This window comes from Nonomuraea sp. NPDC047897, from assembly GCF_043204415.1.
Classification (GTDB): domain Bacteria; phylum Actinomycetota; class Actinomycetes; order Streptosporangiales; family Streptosporangiaceae; genus Nonomuraea.
In genome coordinates, this window is the sequence record NZ_JBIDCC010000019.1 from 1 (window position 1) to 18388 (window position 18388).

General features: G+C 72.4%; 20 protein-coding genes and 1 riboswitch. Of the genes, 8 read left to right on the forward strand and 12 right to left on the reverse strand.

Annotated elements, in window-relative coordinates; genetic code table 11:
• Window positions 1-216 (forward strand): zinc ribbon domain-containing protein (locus tag ACGF0J_RS33075; RefSeq protein WP_393152275.1); only part of this gene is annotated, 216 nt, incomplete at its 5' end.
• Between the two features lie 270 nt (window positions 217-486).
• Here the strand turns inward: ACGF0J_RS33075 and ACGF0J_RS33080 are convergent.
• From ACGF0J_RS33080 to ACGF0J_RS33115, 8 genes are all read right to left on the reverse strand, one after another.
• Entirely contained in the window at window positions 487-1140 is a 654-nt protein-coding gene (locus ACGF0J_RS33080; protein ID WP_393152277.1) for a GNAT family N-acetyltransferase, read from the reverse strand.
• 111 nt (window positions 1141-1251) lie between these two features.
• Entirely contained in the window at window positions 1252-2133 is an 882-nt protein-coding gene (locus ACGF0J_RS33085; protein ID WP_393152279.1) for an MBL fold metallo-hydrolase, read from the reverse strand.
• Window positions 2134-2263: 130 nt separating this feature from the next.
• Window positions 2264-3076 carry an amino acid ABC transporter permease gene (locus ACGF0J_RS33090; protein ID WP_393152281.1) on the reverse strand — a complete coding sequence of 271 codons (813 nt, stop codon included), beginning with the start codon at window positions 3074-3076 and terminating at the stop codon, window positions 2264-2266.
• Window positions 3073-3741, reverse strand: a complete 669-nt coding sequence (locus ACGF0J_RS33095) for an amino acid ABC transporter permease (RefSeq protein WP_393152283.1) — start codon at window positions 3739-3741, stop codon at window positions 3073-3075. Before ACGF0J_RS33095 ends, ACGF0J_RS33090 begins: the two co-directional genes overlap by 4 nt.
• A gap of 2 nt (window positions 3742-3743) precedes the next feature.
• A complete protein-coding gene (locus ACGF0J_RS33100; RefSeq protein ID WP_393152285.1) occupies window positions 3744-4574 on the reverse strand; it encodes a glutamate ABC transporter substrate-binding protein in 831 nt (276 codons plus the stop codon).
• Between the two features lie 11 nt (window positions 4575-4585).
• Window positions 4586-5329, reverse strand: a complete 744-nt coding sequence (locus ACGF0J_RS33105) for an amino acid ABC transporter ATP-binding protein (RefSeq protein ID WP_393152287.1) — start codon at window positions 5327-5329, stop codon at window positions 4586-4588.
• 109 nt (window positions 5330-5438) lie between these two features.
• A complete protein-coding gene (locus ACGF0J_RS33110) occupies window positions 5439-6293 on the reverse strand; it encodes a glutamate ABC transporter substrate-binding protein (RefSeq protein ID WP_393152289.1) in 855 nt (284 codons plus the stop codon).
• Window positions 6290-6976 (reverse strand): response regulator, encoded by a 687-nt coding sequence (locus ACGF0J_RS33115; RefSeq protein WP_393152515.1) that lies wholly within the window; start codon window positions 6974-6976, stop codon window positions 6290-6292. Before ACGF0J_RS33115 ends, ACGF0J_RS33110 begins: the two co-directional genes overlap by 4 nt.
• A 171-nt stretch (window positions 6977-7147) precedes the next feature.
• Here ACGF0J_RS33115 and ACGF0J_RS33120 point away from each other — a divergent pair, with 171 nt between their 5' ends.
• Window positions 7148-10114 carry an ATP-binding protein gene (locus ACGF0J_RS33120; RefSeq protein ID WP_393152291.1) on the forward strand — a complete coding sequence of 989 codons (2967 nt, stop codon included), beginning with the start codon at window positions 7148-7150 and terminating at the stop codon, window positions 10112-10114.
• 12 nt (window positions 10115-10126) lie between these two features.
• Here the strand turns inward: ACGF0J_RS33120 and ACGF0J_RS33125 are convergent, their stop codons facing one another.
• Complete coding sequence (locus ACGF0J_RS33125) at window positions 10127-10651, reverse strand: hypothetical protein (RefSeq protein ID WP_393152293.1); 525 nt, start codon at window positions 10649-10651, stop codon at window positions 10127-10129.
• A gap of 37 nt (window positions 10652-10688) precedes the next feature.
• Here ACGF0J_RS33125 and ACGF0J_RS33130 point away from each other — a divergent pair, with 37 nt between their 5' ends.
• From ACGF0J_RS33130 to ACGF0J_RS33150, 5 genes are all read left to right on the forward strand, one after another.
• Window positions 10689-11039: a hypothetical protein gene (locus ACGF0J_RS33130; protein ID WP_393152295.1), complete on the forward strand. Its 351-nt coding sequence runs from the start codon at window positions 10689-10691 to the stop codon at window positions 11037-11039.
• Window positions 11036-11917, forward strand: coding sequence for a hypothetical protein (locus tag ACGF0J_RS33135; protein ID WP_393152297.1), 882 nt, complete (start codon window positions 11036-11038; stop codon window positions 11915-11917). Before ACGF0J_RS33130 ends, ACGF0J_RS33135 begins: the two co-directional genes overlap by 4 nt.
• A 126-nt stretch (window positions 11918-12043) precedes the next feature.
• A complete protein-coding gene (locus ACGF0J_RS33140) occupies window positions 12044-12364 on the forward strand; it encodes a YbaB/EbfC family nucleoid-associated protein (protein WP_393152299.1) in 321 nt (106 codons plus the stop codon).
• 139 nt (window positions 12365-12503) lie between these two features.
• Window positions 12504-12704: a DUF5302 domain-containing protein gene (locus tag ACGF0J_RS33145; RefSeq protein ID WP_101787077.1), complete on the forward strand. Its 201-nt coding sequence runs from the start codon at window positions 12504-12506 to the stop codon at window positions 12702-12704.
• 162 nt (window positions 12705-12866) lie between these two features.
• Window positions 12867-13002: riboswitch (cyclic di-AMP (ydaO/yuaA leader) on the forward strand.
• A gap of 200 nt (window positions 13003-13202) precedes the next feature.
• Window positions 13203-13988 (forward strand): hypothetical protein, encoded by a 786-nt coding sequence (locus ACGF0J_RS33150; RefSeq protein ID WP_393152301.1) that lies wholly within the window; start codon window positions 13203-13205, stop codon window positions 13986-13988.
• A gap of 128 nt (window positions 13989-14116) precedes the next feature.
• Here the strand turns inward: ACGF0J_RS33150 and ACGF0J_RS33155 are convergent, their stop codons facing one another.
• Window positions 14117-15322 (reverse strand): DUF4032 domain-containing protein, encoded by a 1206-nt coding sequence (locus tag ACGF0J_RS33155; RefSeq protein ID WP_393152303.1) that lies wholly within the window; start codon window positions 15320-15322, stop codon window positions 14117-14119.
• Window positions 15323-15344: 22 nt separating this feature from the next.
• Here ACGF0J_RS33155 and ACGF0J_RS33160 point away from each other — a divergent pair, with 22 nt between their 5' ends.
• On the forward strand, window positions 15345-16916 hold the full coding sequence (locus tag ACGF0J_RS33160; RefSeq protein WP_393152305.1) for a DUF885 domain-containing protein: 1572 nt from the start codon (window positions 15345-15347) through the stop codon (window positions 16914-16916).
• Between the two features lie 37 nt (window positions 16917-16953).
• Here the strand turns inward: ACGF0J_RS33160 and ACGF0J_RS33165 are convergent, their stop codons facing one another.
• Window positions 16954-17595 (reverse strand): class II aldolase/adducin family protein, encoded by a 642-nt coding sequence (locus ACGF0J_RS33165; protein ID WP_393152307.1) that lies wholly within the window; start codon window positions 17593-17595, stop codon window positions 16954-16956.
• A 32-nt stretch (window positions 17596-17627) separates the two neighbouring features.
• The gene (gene aztA, locus ACGF0J_RS33170; protein ID WP_393152309.1) at window positions 17628-18350 is read right to left on the reverse strand and encodes a zinc ABC transporter ATP-binding protein AztA; all 723 of its coding nucleotides are present in this window, start codon (window positions 18348-18350) and stop codon (window positions 17628-17630) included.
• Window positions 18351-18388 lie beyond the last annotated feature (38 nt).

The window sequence follows — 18388 nt, forward strand, 5'->3', positions numbered from 1 at the left end:
AAGGCTGAAAGCGCCGGTCGAGAGCTGATCGCAGTCGATCCCCGCAACACCTCCCGCACGTGCGCCCGCTGCGGGCACGTGGCGAAGGAGAACCGCCTCACCCAGGCCGCATTCGCCTGTACGGCGTGCGGGCACACCGCGCACGCCGACGTGAACGCGGCGATCAACATCCTGAGGGCAGGGCTTGCCCTTCGCCAGGCTGCCCAAGCGGCTTAGCGAGAAGCCGCTCCCTTCAGGGAGCGGAGGAGTCACCCCGATGGGCGTGCCGAACACCCACGAGTGGCCGGGCAGGTCCGGCACGTTGGCGCGGCGGCTGGTGTAGTACATCAGCCAGCGGTCGCCGTCGCGCACCACGGTGGGGTCGGTGGGGCCGGCGAAGACGGGGTCCGCATACCTCATGTGCTGTTCCGATCTGGACGGCTGCGTTGCACGGCACAGCCTGGCATGCGCGGCTCCGGCAGGTGGCGCGGGCCCGCCGCCGGTAGCTCATCCGCGGCCCGCCGCACCCGCGGGGAGGCCGAAGTGCGGCAGGCAGGGCTCCAGCCCCGTGATCGTCACCGGCACCGGGCAGGCGAAGTCCGCGCGGTCGAGGCGCAGGCGCTGCTGGACGGCCCGCTCACCGCGCCTGGCCTGCACCGACAGGCCGTCGGGCCGATATCCGAGCTTGCGCGAGACGGCCAGCGAGGCCGGATTGTCGGTGAACGCGCTGGAGACGGCCGTCAACGCGTCCAGCCCGGCGAAGGCCAGGTGCAGCACGGCGGCCCGCATCTCCGTGCCGAGCCCCCGCCCCTGGTATCGCAGGCCGAGCCACGAACCGCTGGACACCTCGCGCGTGACCGCGTAATCGGTGGCGGACAACTCCTGGACGCCGATCACCCGACCCTCGTGCGCGACGGCGAAATTGCAGCTCCACCGCTCGGGCCGCCACCGGGACATGACGTCGAGCTGGTAGCGGACCACCTGGCTGCCGAGCTCGTCGGACGGCAGGTCGGTCCACGGCACGAAGAACGGCATCCGCTCGGGGTCGTGCACCCCTTCGAGGGCGCGGTCCGCGAGCTCGTCGAGGTCGTCGGGGCCGGGCAGGCGCAGTTCGAGACGGGGCGTGGTCAGCCGGAGGTCGAAGAGTGGCCAGTGACGCATGCTCCGCCATTGTTCCGGGCCGGCGGGTACGGCTGCCACCGGATATCGGGGGACCGCCGGGAGTCGGGTCCGGCCGTCGTGCCGGCCCCGGGCGCGCTCGGAGACCGGTTGTCAGGCGGGCGCGTACGCGTACCCGCCGGGCCGGGACTCCAGGTAGCCGCCCGCCGGCAGGTTGAAGTGGGCGGGGACGACCCGGACGCCCGTGTCCGCGTACCGGGCGAGGAAGGCGCGGCGGGTCTGGGTGGCCCGGGCCGCGTCGTGCTCGGACACGATGTGCCAGGAGGGGCGGGCGAACTGGTGGGCGACGTGGAAGAGGTCGCCGGTGAAGACGGCCTCCTGGGAGCCGGAGGTGACGTGCAGGCCGCTGTGGCCGGGGGTGTGACCGGGCAGCGGTTCGATCCGTACCGTGTCGTCGATGGCGAAGCCGGGTTCGACCAGGCGGTGCCGCCCGGCGGTGACGACGGGCAGGACGCTGTCGGCGAACGAGTCGTGGCCGTGCGTGCCCGCCGGCACCGTGCTGAAGTGCTCGTACTCGGCGGCGACGAACAGGTAGGCGGCGTTCGGGAAGGTGGGCACCCACGTGCCGTCCACCAGGCGGGTGTTCCAGCCGACGTGGTCCTGGTGCAGGTGGGTGCAGAAGACGTAGTCCACCTCTGCCGGGTCGGTCCCGGCCGCAGCCAGGCGGTCGAGGTAGGGGGTGTGGAGCCGGTGCGCGTACGGGTCGAGCAGCCGTTCCTTGTGGTTGCCCCAGCAGGTGTCCAGCACGATCACGCTGGACGGGGTGCGCAGGACGTGGCTGCGGAAGACGAGCAGCGGGTCGCCGCCGGCGGTGAAGAGGGCGGCCGGGTAGCGGGCGCGGAGCGCGGCGACCTGATCCGCGTCGACCTGGTCTGCGTCCCCGTCCGGGCCGCGGAACGCGAGGGGGACCGGGACAGGCATGGCGGTCTCGACGACCTCGGTCACGCTGACCGCCCCGACCTGGAACGTGGTCATGCGGCTCCTCCTCCGGCTCCGGGGTTCACCGTAGATCGGAAGCGGATTCGTAGCAAGCCCTTGCTTGGTGTGGCGGCTCCCGCCCGGTGACAGGTCGTGTCCGGGACGGGAGCCGCCTGAGCCCGCCGGGTCAGCGGGCCCTCGCCGACCGGCGGTCGTTCAGCCAGTGGGCGAGGCGGTCCAGCGACAGGTTGATCAGGATGAAGATCGCGGCGATCAGGATGGCCGCCGGGATCACGTTGGAGAAGTTGGCCGCGATGCCGTTCAGCCCCCGGTCCACCAGCTCGTCGTACCCCACGATGAGCCCCAGCGCCGAGTCCTTCAGCAGCACGATGAACTGCGAGACGACCGCCGGCAGCATGGCCCGCAGCGCCTGCGGCAGCAGCACCAGCCGCATCACCTGGCTCTTGCGCATGCCCACCGCGTACGCCGCCTCCGACTGGCCCCGCGGCAGGCTGAGCACCCCCGCCCGGATGATCTCGGCGATCACCGACCCGTTGTAGACGGTCAGCCCGAACACCACGGCGGCGAAGGCCGAGACGTTCACCCCGATGAGCACGTACGAGCCGAAGAACGCGAAGAAGATCAGCAACAGCAGCGGCACGGCCCGGAAGAACTCGACCACGGCCCCCGCGGGCACCCGCACCCACCGATGCTCCGACAGCCGGGCCGCGGCGAACACCATCCCGAACACCCCGGCCAGCACAACCCCCGCCACCGCCGCCAGCAGCGTCCCGGCCAGGCCGGGCAGGATGAACGTGCTCCAGACGTCGGCCCGCAGCAGCGGCGTCCACTTCTCGGCCGCCCACTGGTCCTTCTCGTCGAAGCGCGCGTAGACCGCGTACGCCACGCCCAGCAGGGCGAGCGCGATGAGCGCCCCCAGCACCCGGTTGCGGCGGACGCCGCGCGGCCCCGGCGCCTCGTACAGGTTCGCGTAGCTCATCGCGCCACCGCCAGGCGGCGCGACAGCCAGCCGAACAGCAGCCCGGTCGGCAGGCACAGCACCACGAACCCGAGCGCGAACCCCAAGAAGATCTGCAGCACCTGGTCCCCGTAGGTCTCGATCAGCTCACGCATCCGCACCGACGCCTCGCTGACGCCGACGACCAGCGCGATCGTGGTGTTCTTGGTCAGCGCGATGAGGATGCTGCCGAGCGGCGCGATCACCGCCCGGAACGCCTGCGGCAGCGTGATCAGCGCGAGCGTCCTGACGAAGCTCAGCCCGAGCGACCGCGCGGCCTCCGCCTGGCCGACCGGCACCGTGTTGATCCCGGAACGCAGCGCCTCGCAGACGAACGCGGAGGTGTAGGCGGTCAGCCCGATCGTGGCGAGCCAGAAGTTGTTGGTCGCGATGTCGGACGACAGTTCGACGCCCAGGTTCGCCCCCACGCCGAGGCCGGTGAACAGCAGCACCAGCGTCAGCGGGGTGTTCCTGGCGACGGTCACGTACGTGCCGGCGGCGCCGCGCAGGGCGGCGAGCGGCGCCACCCGCATGGCGGTCAGCGCCGTGCCGAGCACCAGCGAGCCGACCGCGCTGACCACGGCCAGCTTGACCGTCATCCAGAAGGCGAGGGTGATCGTCGGCCACTCGCTCAGCAGCGCGTCCACGGTCAGTACCGCTCCAGCTGCGGGGCCTGCGGCACGGCGAAGCCGGCGGCGCCGACGCTGCCCTCCAGCGCCTTCTTCCAGCTCCCGTCGGCGAACATCTTCTCCAGCGCGTCGTTCACCGCGTCGCGGCCCTGCTTGTCGTCCTTCTTCAGGCCGATGCCGTACTTCTCCGTGCTGAACGTCTTGCCGACGACCTTGAGCTTGCCGCCGTGCTGGGCGGCGTACCCGGCGAGGATCACGTTGTCGGTGGTGAGGGCGTCGAGCTGCCCGCCGAGGATCCGGTCGACGCAGGCCGAGTACGTGCGCTCCTCCTGGAGCTGCACCTGCTTGGCGTAGCTCTCCTTGACCTTCTGCGCCGGCGTCGAGCCCGCCACCGAGCAGAGCTTCTTGCCGTTGAGCGCCTCCGGCCCGGTGAGGCTCGTGTCGTCCGCGCGCACCAGCAGGTCCTGCCCGGCCACGAAGTACGGCCCGGCGAACGACACCTTCTCCTTGCGCGCGTCGTTGATGGAGTACGTCGCCACCACCATGTCGACCTGGCCCTGCTGCAGGAACGCCTCCCGGTTGGCCGACACGGTCTCCTTGAACGTGATGTCCTTCGCCTCGACGCCGAGCTGCTTGGCCACGTACCTGGCCACCTCGACGTCGAAGCCGCTGAAGCTCCCGTCGGGGGTGCGCAGCCCGAGACCGGGCTGGTCGGCCTTCACGCCGATGACGAGCTTCTTGTCGTTCTTGGCCTTGTCCACGATCGACGCGTACGTCTCCTCGCCGCTCCCGCAGGCGGTGACGGTGAGCGCGACCAGGGCGAACACGGCGTAGCGGGATCTTCCGAACATGGTTGCCGTCCTTAGTGGGTGAGGATCTTGGCGAGGAAGGACCTGGCGCGCTCGGTGCGCGGCGTCCCGAAGAAGTCGTCCGGGCCGTTCTGCTCGACGATCTCGCCGTCGGCCATGAACACGACCCGGTCCGCGGCCCGGCGGGCGAAGCCCATCTCGTGCGTGACGACGATCATGGTCATGCCGTCGCGGGCCAGCGACGTCATCACGTCGAGCACCTCGTTGACCATCTCGGGGTCGAGGGCGGAGGTGGGCTCGTCGAACAGCATCACCTTCGGGTCCATCGCCAGGGCCCGGGCGATGGCCACGCGCTGCTGCTGGCCGCCCGAGAGCTGGGCGGGGAACTTGGCCGCCTGCGCGCCGATGCCGACCCGGTCGAGCAGCTCGCGGGCCCGGCGCTCGGCGGCGTCACGGCGCTTCTTCAGCACGTGGACCTGGCCGAGCACGACGTTCTCCAGCACCGTCTTGTGGGAGAACAGATTGAACGACTGGAACACCATGCCGACCTCGGCGCGCAGCCGGGCCAGCGCGCGCCCCTCGGCGGGCAGCGGCACGCCGTCCACGCTGATCGTGCCGGAGTCGACGGTCTCCAGCCGGTTGATCGCGCGGCACAGGGTGGACTTGCCGGCGCCGGACGGGCCGATGACGACCACGACCTCGCCCCGCCGGACGCTCAGGCTGACGTCCCTGAGCACGTGGTGATCGCCGAAGCGCTTGTTGACCTGGTCGAGGACGACCAGCTCCTGGTCGGGCACGGTGCGCGCTCCTTCCGTCCGTCCGCGCAGGCGGCTGGGTTGCGGTGGATGGCGTAACCGTAGGAGCCGGACGTTTCCGGGAAAGGGTTGTGCGCGTTCTGCTCAGGGATCAGCGCGCGGATCCGGCCGGGGCGGGCGTCGGCCGGCCCCGCTCAGGGGTGGCGCCCGCCGTGCCGATCGTGTCGCGGAAGGCGCGGTCCCACCGGCCGTCGCGCAGGTAGCGGGCGATGAGCCCGTTGAGGTACGCGCGGAAGACGACGTCGTCCTTCCGCACGCCGATCCCGTACGGCTCGCGCCCGAACGGCCTGCCGACCAGCCTGAGCCCTTCGGGATTGCGGTCGAGCAGCCCGAGCAGGATGGTGTCGTCGGTGCTGACGGCGTCGATCCGGCCCGCGACGAGGGCGGGCACGCACTCGCTGTAGGTGTCCACGACGACGAGCTCGGCGCCGGGCACGAGACTGCGCAGCCGGTCGACCGAGGTGGAGCCGGTGGCGGTGCACACCGCCCGCCCGTCGAGGTCGCCGACGTCGTCGATGTCCGTCTCGCCCGCCCTGACGAGCAGATCCTGCGCGGCCACGTAGTAGGGGTCGGTGAAGCCCACCATCGCCTGCCGGGCCGGTGTGATCGAGTACGTGGCGACGACGATGTCGACCACGCCCTCCCTCAGGAAGTGCTCCCGGTTGGCCGGCATGGTCTCCACGAAGCGGATGCCCCGCTCGCTACCCGTCAGGTCCCGGGCCACCAGCCGCGCGATCTCCGCGTCGAACCCGGTGATCCGTCCCGACGCCGGCTCCTTGAACCCCAGCAGCGGATAGTCGAACTTGATCCCCACGGTGAGCACCCCGCGCTCCCGGATGCGCTCCATGGTGGAGCCCTCGGGGAACGCCGCCGCGTCCGTCCCGCCGCAGGCAGCGGTCAGCGCCAGGCAGGCCAGGACGGCCAGCAGCGCCCGGACCGGCCTCACCGTACCCAGTACCGGTGCTGCGGCCGGCCCGTCGGACCGTATCTCAGCCGCGCCTCCACCTGCCCGCACTCGGCGAGGTGCTCCAGGTAGCGGCGGGCGGTCGCCCGGCTGATGCCCACGGTCTCGGCCAGCTCGTACGCCGACAGGTCGTCCTCGGCGGCCGCCAGGGCGTCGAGCACGGCCCGCTCGGTGGCGGCGGCGATGCTCTTGGCGCGCGGCGCCGTGTCGAGGTGCAGCGAGCGGAAGACGCGGTCGATCTCCTGCTGCTCCACGAAGCTCCCGTCCGGGCCGAGCTGCGCCACCGTGGCGGCGTAGCGCTGCAGCGTCTGCTCCAGGACCGCCGCCCGGGTGGGCTTGACCAGGTAGTACAGGGCGCCGCGCTGCATGGCGGCACGTACCGCGGCCGACTCCCTGCGGCCGGAGATCACGATGACGTCCGCCGGCGGCTGGTCGGGCCGGCGCAGCCGGTGGGCCACCTCCAGTCCCGGCAGATCAGGCAGGTGCAGGTCGAGCAGCACCAGCCGGGGCGCGAACCGCTGCGCCGCGGCGAGCGCCACCTGCCCGGTGTGGGCGATGCCGACCACCCTGAAGCCGGGCACCCGGTTCACCTGGGCGTGCAGCGCGGTGGTGACGACCGGGTCGTCGTCCACGATGAGGACGGTGTGCTCCGCCGCCCCGGGCATGGCCACCACGCTCCTCGTCAGGTTGGGCCGACGCGCGCATCTTAGGCACGCTTTGTTACAGCAAAACGCATTCTGCTCATTTTGCTCACCGGGGCGCTCCACCGGCGACCAAACCCTCCTACTGTGTACCCGCACGCAGGCCGTCGAGGTCGGAGGGGGAGGTGCGCGCCGGTGCGAGGCGACCGCGGATGGGTGCTGGCCGTGACCGCCCTGTGGATCCTGCTCGGCCTGCTCCCGCTGGCGCTGCTCACCTCCTCCAGCATCACGCTGTCCCAGGACGCGGTGCACGACGAGGTCGGCGACCGGGTCAGGACCACCGCCTCCGTCAGCCGCGTCGTGGTCGAACAGCAGATGAGCTCGCTGAAGCAGCTCGTCAGCGCGTACGCCCAGCGCCCGGAGGTGCTGCAGGCCGTCACCTCGGGCGAGCCCGCGCCCGCGGCGACGATGGAACGCTTCCACGCCGAGCTGGCCCGGATGCGCGGCGGCGTCAGCGGCATGATCGTCATCGGCCCGCGCGGCGACATGGTCGGCGCCCGGCCGCAGAGCGTGCTGCCGCAGGACGTCCGCAACACCGACTGGTACGTCACCGTGCACAACCAGCGCCGGCCCTACATCTCCCAGGCGTACACGCCGCCGATGCCCGGCGTGTCGCGGGCCATCGCCGCCGCGGCGCCCGTCTCCAGCGCCGACGGCAAGAGGCTGCTCGGCGTCGTCGCCGTCGTCTACAGCCTCGACGCCATCCAGGACCTCGCCTCCCAGGCCGCCGACGCGCAGGGGATCAGGCTGCTCATCACCGACCAGTCGGGCGTGCTGGTGGCCGACCCCGGCAGGAAGCTGTACGCGCTCACCTCGCTGCGCGAGGACCCGCGGGTGGACGCCGCGCTGGCCGGCCGCACGTGGTTCACCACCCACCGGGGCGCCGACGGGACCGTGCTGTCGGCCTCCGAGCCGATCCCCGACATCGGCTGGACCGTCACCGCCGAGGTGCCCGCCGCCACCGCGCTCGCCTCCGCCGGCCAGCTCCGGGTGCGTGTGCTCGCCATCGCCGCCGTGCTCGCCCTGCTCATCCTCATCGGCCTCGCGGTGCAGCTGCACACCACGCGCGGGCGCCGCCGGGCCCAGCAGAAGCTCGCCGGGTACGCCGACGCCCTCGCCGCCGCCCGAGACGAGGCGGTCAAGGCGTCGGAGGCCAAGACCGAGTTCCTCGCCAAGATCAGCCACGAGATCCGCACCCCGATCAACGGCGTCCTGGGCATGAACACCCTGCTCCTGGACACGCCGCTGGACGACGAGCAACGCCACTACGCCGGCACGGCCCGGGAGTCGGCGCAGAGCCTGCTGCGGCTGCTCGACGACTTCCTCGACCTGTCGAAGATCGAGGCCGGGCACCTGGAGGTCGAGGCCGTCCCCTTCGACCTGCCGCGGCTGTGCGACGAGGTGGTCGCGCCGTTCGCGCCGCACGCCTACCGGCAGGGGCTGTGGCTCACGCTCCGCCTCGGCGACAGCGTCCCGCAGCGGGTCGTCGGAGATCCGGTACGCCTCGGGCAGGTGCTCACCAACGTGGTGGGGAACGCGCTGAAGTTCACCGACCAGGGCGGCGTCGGCCTGGAGGTGGAGCTGGAGGAGGGGAACGCCGGCGACGAGCGGGTCACGCTGCGCTTCACGGTCACCGACACGGGCGTCGGGGTCGCGCCGGAGGACCGCGAGCGGGTCTTCGCCATCTTCCGGCAGGTGGACTCGCCGATCACTCGCAGGACCGGCGGCAGCGGCCTCGGACTGGCGATCAGCCGGCAGCTCACCGAACTGATGGGCGGGCGGATCGGGCTCGACAGCGTCGAGGGGGTGGGCAGCCGGTTCTGGGTGCGGCTGCCGGTGGACGTGGTCACCTGGTCGCACCCGGCCGCACCGGCGCTGCGCGGCCGCCGCGCCCTCGTGACCGACACCCGGGGAGACTCGGTGCGCGGTCACGAGGCGAACGGGCGCGGCGGCGGGCTTGGCGGCGGGCGCGGCGGCGGGCTCGGCGGTGGGCGGGCAGACGCCGGGCTGGCCGCGCGGATCCTGCGGGACGCCGGGCTGCGGGTCGAGGAGGCGGCGGACGAGCGGTCGGCGCTGGAGGCGCTGCGGGCGGCCGCCGCCGAGGGGCGGCCCTTCGACCTGGCCGTCGCCGACCTGGAGGTGGGCGCCGCGATCCTGGCCGACCCGCCGCCGTGCGACACCAGCGTGGTCGTGCTCGTCACGCCCGGCCGGCCGGGCGTCGCCTGGCCGATCGCCTCGGCCGATCGGGCGGTGCAGCCGATCACCCGGCCGTTGAGCCGCCGCCGCCTGCTCGCCGCCGTGGAGAACGCCCTCGGTGTCGGCGCGCCGCCGTCGCCCCGGCCCCGCCCGGCTCAGCCGCCGGCCGCCGCCCCGTCCGGTGAGGACTCGCCGACCCTCCTCGACGTTCCGGGCGTGGCCGCACCGGTCAGGGCGCGGATCCTGCTGGCCGAGGACGACGAGGTGAGCCGGAACGTCGCCACGATCGTGCTGCGCAAGGCCGGCCACCACGTCGAGGCGGTGGACGACGGCAGGCAGGCGGTCACCGCCGCGCTCTCCGGCGCCTACGACCTGGTCTTCATGGACTGCCAGCTCCCGGTCCTCGACGGCCTGGCGGCGACCGAGGAGATCAGGCTCCACGAGGAACGGCGCGTCCCGATCATCGCCATGACCGCGGCCGCCCTGCCGGCCGACCGGGTGCGCTGCCTGGCGGCGGGCATGGACGACCACCTCACCAAGCCGGTGAACTGGCAGCACGTCCTCGCCCAGGTGCCCGACTGGATCGCGGCGCCCGGCCTGCCGCCGGAACTGGAGGGCCTGTCGCCGGACGACGTCAGGGAGATCGCCGCCGCGTTCCACGCGACGGCCGGCCGGACGCTGGACGAGCTGCGGCAGGCCGTGGACGAGGGCGACCTGGACCGGGCGGCGGGGCTGGCGCACCGGCTGGCCGGCAGTTGCGCGACCGTGGGGGCCACCGGCGCGGCCGACCTGTGCCGCCGCGTCGAGGATCTGGCCCGCCGGGGCGACCGGGACCCGGACCTCCTCGGCCGGCTCGACGAGGAGTTTCGGGACCTGCCGCGGTGGATGAACGTTTCGTGTTCGTAAGTTAACGTGCCTTCACCTGCCGTTACACGAGTGAAATTTGTGATCGTTAATGTCTTGTCGTCCTTGATCGGGTGCTTTGCGGGCGTAGGAGAGGGGGAGGGGCCTGATGGGCGAAACCACGACACCGACCCCGACATACACACCGACAGGCACACCGGCGCCCACGCCGTCGGGCACCCCGACCCCTACCTCGTCACCCACCCCGACTCCGTCGGGCAGCCCGGCGCCGAGCCCCACCCCTTCCGGAACCCCCTCCCCCACCCCTTCGGACCCCAGCCCCTCGGGCACCCCGAGCCCCTCGGACACGCCGACCCCCAGCCCCTCGGGCACCCCGAGCCCCTCGGACACGCCGACCCCCAGCCCCTCGGGCACCCCGAGCCCCTCGGACACGCCGACCCCCAGCCCATCGGGCACCCCGAGCCCCTCGGACACGCCCACGCCCAGCCCCTCGGGCACCCCAGGCCCCTCCGGCACGCCCACCCCCAGCCCCTCCGACCCGCCTGCGCCACCGGCCCCGCCGCCCTCGTACACCCCCACGCCCGCCCCACCGCCGAGGCCGGGACAGGGCGATCAGGTGGCCGTCGACTGGGCGTCCGTCCGGGAGCTGGCGCGGCTGTTCGACAAGGCGGGCGACGACGTGGTCCGGGCACTACGCCTCGCCGGCCCCCTGGGCGGCACGTCGTCCCTCGTGGGCGACGACGAGGACGGCCGCGCGTTCGCCGAGTGGTACGTCCGCGGCTACGACGAGCTGACCGGCTCGATGAACCGGGTCGCCGACACGAGCTTCACCGCCGCGACGACGGCGCGGGACTTCGAGATGCTCTGGGACCTCCTCGAACAGAAGATCATCGCGTCCCTGCCGGAGATCCCGGACCTCTCGGAGCCGCCGATCCCCCCGCCACCCCCGCACCAGGAAGGCGCGTGATGCTCGACCCCTTCCAGGCCCTCGCCTGGTTCGCCGGCGTGCACGTCCCCGAGGCCGACGTGTCCAACCTGCGCGCCCGCGCCCGTGACCTGCGCGCCCTGGCCGACGACGTCGACGCGGTCGCCCGCGGCACGCGGGAGGCGATCGAGGCGGCGCTGCTGGCGAACGACAGCCGCACCGTGGAGCGGTTCGCCGCCCTGTGGGCGGCCGAGCTGGCCCCCCGCTACGCCAACATGCGCGCCGCGCTGACCGAGCTGGCCGAGGGCTGCGACGAGTACGCGGACGTCGTCGAGGAGCACCGCGAGCAGCTCACGATCATCGGTACGCAGCTCGCCGCCATGGCGTTCACGATGCTGTTCGGTTACCTCTACCCGGCGGCCAGGGTCGCCGCCGAGGCGGTGTTCAAGTGGCTGGTGGCGCGGGCCAGACTGGAAAGGACGATCTTCCAGAAGGTGACGCAGGCGGTCCTCAGCCGGCGGATCGGCAGGTTCGACGTCGGCACGTACGCGGTGCGCGAAGGGCTGGACGCGCTGGCCGACTCGGTGGTGTGGGCCGCCGGGAAGACGGCGGTGCACGCCGTCAGCTCCGCCGCCTCGGGCCAGGACATGGGCAACCTCTGGGTGTACGCGGGCAAGCACTTCGCCGCCGAGATGACCTACAACGCCGGCATCAAGGGCCTGCGGGACGTGCGCAGGTTCGTGCCGGCCAGCAAGTTCACCGAGACCATGCTCGGCACGGGCCCGATGGGCGCGTTCTTCCGCCGCACCACGTCCGCCTCCACCCTGTACGCGCTGGTCGCGAGCGGGGAGATGAGCGACGAGGGCGCCCTGCGCTCCGCCCTCGCGCACGCGCCCCGCGCGTTCCTGCTGCACCGCTAGGACGGCCGCCGGGACGGGCCCCCGAGCGGGCGAGGACGCATCAGCCGCGCGCGGACGGGAACGCCCCGAGGGCACGGACACCGAGGGCACGGACGGCCGAGCACTCACGGACAAGGAGGAGCAGTCATGACCACACCGCGCAGCGGCGATCCGGAGATCGATCGCATGCTCGCCCAGCTCGCCGAGCAGACGGAGTTGCTGGAGGAGGTGGGCCGCGGCCTGGAGGCGGCGCGGGGGCACGGAGAGGCGGCGGACGGCCTGGTGCGGGTGGAGGTGCTGCCCAGCGGCGGGCTCGCCGCTGTGCGCATCGCCCCCCGCGCGATGCGGCTCGGGTCCGAGGAACTGGCCGAGGCGATCATGGAGGCGGCCCGGCAGGCCGAGGAGGACGTCACCGGCCAGACCCTCGCCGTCACCCAGCGGCTCCTCGCCGAGCCGGAGGGCCGCTGAGCCCCGGGGGAGGCGCGCCCGGCTCGTGGCGAGCCCGCCGGCCCCGCGCGTCCTCGGTGGACACGCCGGAATCACCCGGTTTCGCGTCACGTGCGGGACCATGCGAAGCTGTGGATGTCCCCAACACCAGGAGGTCCTCATGGCCGAAACACCGGAGCCGGAAGTCAGCGAAACTCCCGAGGACGAGATGAAGCGCAAGTTCCGCGAGGCGCTGGAGCGCAAGCGCGGCCAGCAGGCCGGCGCGGGCGCGGGTGGCAGGGGCGCCGACGCTTCGAAGATCCACGGGGCGCACGGTCCGGCCGCCAGCAAGCGTTCCTTCCGGCGTAAGAGCGGTGGCTGAGGCACACCACACCCAGGGGCACGGCATGCCGTGCCCCCTTTTTCTTTGCCGTCTTAGGTAGATCTTCGCCCGATTCATGGCCTTACCTTTGCCTATGTCCGATTTGCACGCTAGAGTCATGCGCGTTACCGGTCAGTGACCAGCCCTTCACCAGGAAGAGGCGGCTGACCGGCGCCGAATCCCGCACGGCGGGAACCGGGGACCCATCTCCTGGGGTGAATCCGACCACCACGCGTCGGTAGGGCATCTCCACGCCCGAACCCGTCAGCTAACCCGGTAGGCGAGATGGAGAGGACACCTTCCCAGATGCACTACCGCGTATCCCCCGACTGCGTAGCGTCATCCGCCGCCTGCTGAGCGGCCCCCACCACAGACCTTTTCCGCGCTCCCGCGCGTAGCGACCGTTCGGCCCCTGCCCGGCTACGCCCTGCTGTGCGAGCGCGACTCTCCCGTTGCCCAGGTAAAGGACTTCACCGCTTCATGTCTCCCCGTTTCGGCATGCGTTCCCTCGCTCTGCTCACCGCCACCGTGGCCGGCTCGCTGACGATCGGCGGCACCGCCGCCCACGCCGATGTGCCCGAGGACCGGCAGGTCCTGCTCAAGGGCTCCACCACCGCCTCCTACTTCTGGGACGACGCCTCCGGCCGCGCTGGTGACACCGGCCTGCCGGCCAGTGGCAAGCCGATGCAGAAGGGGATGGCCGCCAGCCCGAGCTGGCCGCTGCTGACCGAGGGCTACGTCGTCTACAAGGGCAAGAAGATGCCCTTCTTCGTCGGCGACCGCGGTCCCGGCGAGCCGTCCAACCGCGGCATCATGCTGGACCTCGACGGCAAGACGTTCGCCGAGCTGACCGGCGGCACCTTCAACACCAACACGCTGCACGTCAACGGCAACGGCGGCATGGGCCACATCAAGATCGAGTACGTCATCACCAAGTGGGGCAAGGGTCCCGGCAAGAAGAACCACCCGGTGCCGTTCGCGACCCGCGCCTACGCCCGGGTGGACAACAACCCGGCCAAGCCGCCGCAGGTCCTGGCCAAGAAGAAGGCGCCCGCCACGCAGACCGTGTCGGAGAAGGCCGGCGCCGCCGAGCAGCGGGCCACCGCCGGCAGCACCCTCCAGGTCGCCCCCGCCGCGCACGTCACCACCTCGGCGGCCGCCCAGCCGGCGGCCGAGAACTCCGACGGCAGCGCGGCCGGCGTGGCCGCGGCCGTCGCCCTGGCCGCGATCGGCGGCGGCGCCGTCGTGGGCCGCGACCGCCTCCGCAAGCTGGTCCGCCGCTGATCCGACCCCCTCACGGCAGCGGTCCGTCACGAGGGCGTCCCCGCACCGGGGACGCCCTCGCGGCGTTCACCGCCGCGAGAGCGTCGACGCGGGCCTCGGACGGGCCGCGACGGGCCCCTCGGGGCGGGTCACCCGGGCTCGTCCGGGAGCACCGCCTTCTCGTCGGGCTTGTGGACCAGCACGTTCGCGATGTACGACTTCACGGCCGCGGGCAGCCCCACGTCGCCGCCCGCCGCCTCCGACAGGTACCACCGGTGGTCCAGCACCTCGTGGAAGAGCTGGGCGGGCTCCAGCTTGCCGCGCAGCTCGGCGGGCAGCGCCGCGACCGTCGGCTGGAAGACCTCGGCCAGCCACCGGTGCGCCACGATCGCCTCGTCCTCGTGCCGGAGCCCCTTGGCCACCCGGAACCCGTCGAGGTCGTTGAGCAGCCGCCGCGCCTGGTTCTCCTCCACGTCCAGCCCGGTCAGGCGGAGCAGCCGCCGCTGGTGGTGCCCGGCGTCGACCACCTTGGGCCGGACGATGAGCCGCCCGGTGCCGACCTTGCGCCGCACCATCATCTCGGCCACGTCGAACCCCAGCAGGTTGAGCCGCCTGATCCGCTGCTCCACCCGGTGCCAGTCGACCTCCTCGATGATCTCGTCCTGGGTGATCTCGGCCCACAGCCGGTGGTAGCGGGCGACGATGTCCTCGGCGGTCTCCATCGGGTCCACCGAGGGGTGCAGCAGCCCGCCGGCCTCCAGGTCGAGCATCTCGCCGAAGATGTTGGTGTGGGCGTTGTCGATGTCGCCCAGCCGCTGCCCCTCGCTGATCATGGGGTGCATCTCGCCGGTCTCCGCGTCCACCAGGTACGCGGCGAACGCGCCGGCGTCCCTGCGGAACAGCGTGTTGGACAGCGAGCAGTCGCCCCAGTAGAAACCGTTCAGGTGCAGCCGCACGAGGAGCACGGCCAGGGCGTCCAGCAGGCGGGTCAGCGTGTCGGGCCGCAGCGTGCCCGACATGACGGCCCGGTAGGGGAGCGAGAACTGCAGGTGCCGGGTGATCAGTGCGGCGTCGAGCCCCTCCTCCCGGCCGGTGACGTAGGCGACCGGTTCCACGGCGGGGGCGTCCAGCCTGGCCAGGTCCCACAGAAGCTGGTACTCGCGCTTGGCGTACCGCTCGCTGATCTCCTTGATCGCGTACACCTTGCCCGAGAGCCGGGCGAAGCGCACCACGTGCCGGGAGATGCCACGGGGCAGGTCGACCAGGTGGTGCTGCGGCCATTCGGCCAGCGGGACGTCCCAGGGCAGGCTGAGGAGGTCGGGGTCGCCGAGCGCGCCGGTGATCTGGAGGGGCATGCCCTCAGGATAGGGTGCGGCGGTGGACGAGTTTCTCACGTGGTACTTTTCCGGAAATCCCGTCACTGCCAGCCTGCTCGGGGCGGACGGCTACGACCACACGCTCGGCGACTTCTCCGCCACCGCCTTCACCGCCAGGGTCGGTGAGCAGCAGCGCTGGCTCGCTCGGCTCTCCCGGCTGGAGGCCGCCACGCCGGACGACGCGATCGACCGGGACCTCGTGCTGGCGCAGCTACGGGGCTGGCTGGCGCCGGCGTCCTGGCCCGAGTGGCGCCGCGACCCGGCCGCGTACCTGTCGCCGATCTTCGCCGCCATGTTCACGCCGTTCCAGCAGCGGCTCAAGCCGGAGCCGGAGCTGGTGGCCGCCGCGATCTCCCGGCTGGCCGAGGTCCCCGGCGTGCTGGCCGCCTGCCGCGCCAATCTCGACCCCGACCTCGCCGCGCCGCTGCTCGTCGAACGCGGGCTCGGCCAGGCCCGCACCGGGCGGCAGTTCCTCACTGTGACCGTGCCGTCGATGGTGGGCGACGAGGGCCTGCGGGCCAAGCTGGCCGCTGCCGCCGAGCCCGCCGGCCAGGCCTTCGACGAGCTGGTCGCGTTCCTGGAGGGCTTCCGCTGCGGCGGCACCTGGCGGATGGGGGAGAGCCTCTACTCCACGCTGCTGCGCGAGCGCGAGCTGCTCGGCTACGGCGCGGCCGAACTGCACGAGAAGGGCAAGGCCGCCTGGGCCGAGCTGGACGAGCGCATGCGCGAGGTCGCCGTGCGCGTCAACGGCACCGGCGACTGGCGGGCCGCGATGGAGTCGCTGATGGACGACCATCCGCCGACGCTCGCGGCCATGCGCGAGGAGTACGAGGCCGAGACGCTGCGGGCCCGCGCCTTCGTCCGTGACCGCGACCTGGTCACCTTCCCGGAGGGGGACGAGTGCCTGGTGCTGCCGTCGGCGGAGTTCATCAGGCCGATCCTGGCCGTGGCCCACTACCTGGCGCCGCCGCCGTTGACCGGCTCGCGCACCGGCGTCTTCTTCGTGCCGTACACGCCGGACGGCTTCACCGAGGAGCAGGTGCGCCAGCGCCTGCGCACCAACTCCCGCGCCCAGATGCCGTCGATCGCCGTGCACGAGGCCTATCCCGGCCACCACTGGCACCTGTCGCACATGGCCGGCAACCCGCGGACCGTGCGCAAGGTGTTCCGCACGCCGTACTTCACCGAGGGCTGGGCCCTCTACGTCGAGAAGATGCTGCACGAGCAGGGCTACTTCGACACCCCGGCCACGGAGCTGGCCCACCTCGACTGCCGGATCTTCCGGGCCGCCCGGATGGTGGTGGACACGGCGCTGCACTGCGACGACATGTCGATCGAGGAGGCCGAGCACTTCATGGCCACGAAGGCGTCGCTGACGCCCGGCACGGCCAAGGGCGAGGTGAACCGCTACTGCGCCTGGCCCACCCAAGCGCCGTCCTACCTGACCGGGGCCATTGAGATCGACCGCATCCGGGAGTCGTACGGCGGATCGCTGAAGTCGTTCCACGACCTGATCGCGGGCTCCGGCGGACTCCCGCTCGGCCTGGCCGAGCAGGCCGTCGCGGGAAGGTAGCGGGTCAGGACGAGGCCCGGCGAGGGAAGGTAGCGGATCAGGACGAGGCCCGGCGAGGGAAGGCGGGCGGGTTGAGCGCCCGCTCGACCACCGCGTCGAGCTGCTCGCCGGTGAGGACGGTCGGCGCGCCCACGCCGAGCCCCCGCACGTAGACCTCGCACAGCCACTCCAGCAGGCGGGTGGCCTCGAACGCCTCCTCCAGCGTGGCGCCGACGGTCACGCCGCCGTGGTTGGCCATCAGCGCCGCCTTCCGGCCCGCCAGCGCCTCCCGGACGTTCGCCGCCAGCTCGGGCGTGCCGTAGGTGGCGTACGGGGCCACCCGGACCGCCCCGCCGAGCAGCAGCGCGTTGTAGTGCACGGGCGGCAGCTCGGTCATCGTCGTGGCCACCACCGTGCCGAACACCGAGTGCGTGTGGACCACCGCGCCCGCGCCGGTCGCCGCGTAGACCGCCAGGTGCATGGGGGTCTCCGAGGACGGCTGCAGGTCCCCTTCGACCAGGTGGCCCTCGACGTCCACGATGGGGCACATCTGCGGGGTCAGCCGGTCGAGCGCCGCGCCCGCCGGCGTGACGGCGACGAGGTCGCCCTCGCGCACGCTCAGATTGCCCGAGCTGCCGATCACCAGGCCCAGCTCGACGGCGCGCCTGCCGTACGCGCACAGCTGCTCGCGGAGGCTCATGACCGGCAATGTAGTCGGTCGTCCGAAATACATCAACGCTCGGCTGGCAGGCTTCGCTCGCCCGCCGCCAGGCGGTCATCGCCCAGTGCTTGCGGTGTCAGGACGGAGTCGGGAGGGCCCTGCGCCAGGAGCCGTCCTCCGTCGAGGAGGAGGCAGTGGTCGGCACGCATGGCGAGGTCCAGGTCGTGCGTGGCGTGGACGACCGTGACGCCCCGCGCCTTCTCGCGGTCGAGAGCGGCGACGATGTGCTGCCTGGCGTTGGCGTCCACCCCGGTCGTCGGCTCGTCCAGCAGGAGCAGGTCGGGCTGCTGGGCGAGCCCCTGGGCGACGAGGACGCGCTGGCGCTGTCCGCCTGACAGCGTGCCCAGCCGGCGCGGGGCCAGGTCTGCGACGTCCAGCACGGTCATGCAGGCGTCGACGATCGCCCAGTCGTCCGGCCTGAGCCGCCGCCACGGACCACGCAGGGCCCAGCGCCCCATCGCGACCGTGTCCCGGGCTGTGATCGGCAGGGAGTCGGAGACGGCGTCACGCTGGACCACGAAGCCGGGGCGGCCGGTGGTCGGACGCCCGACCGCGCCGCCTGACAGGCGCACGGTCCCGGCGAGCACGCCCAGCAGCGTCGACTTGCCGGATCCGTTCGGTCCGACGACGGCGGTCACGCCGGCGCGCGGCAACCTCGCCGAGAGCCTGTGCAGGACCGTCCTGCGGCCGTAGCCCGCCGTGACCTCGCGGATCACGACTCCGTCGTCCATCATGAAACCCCCAAGTGAAAGTGACAACGGTTTTCATTGTA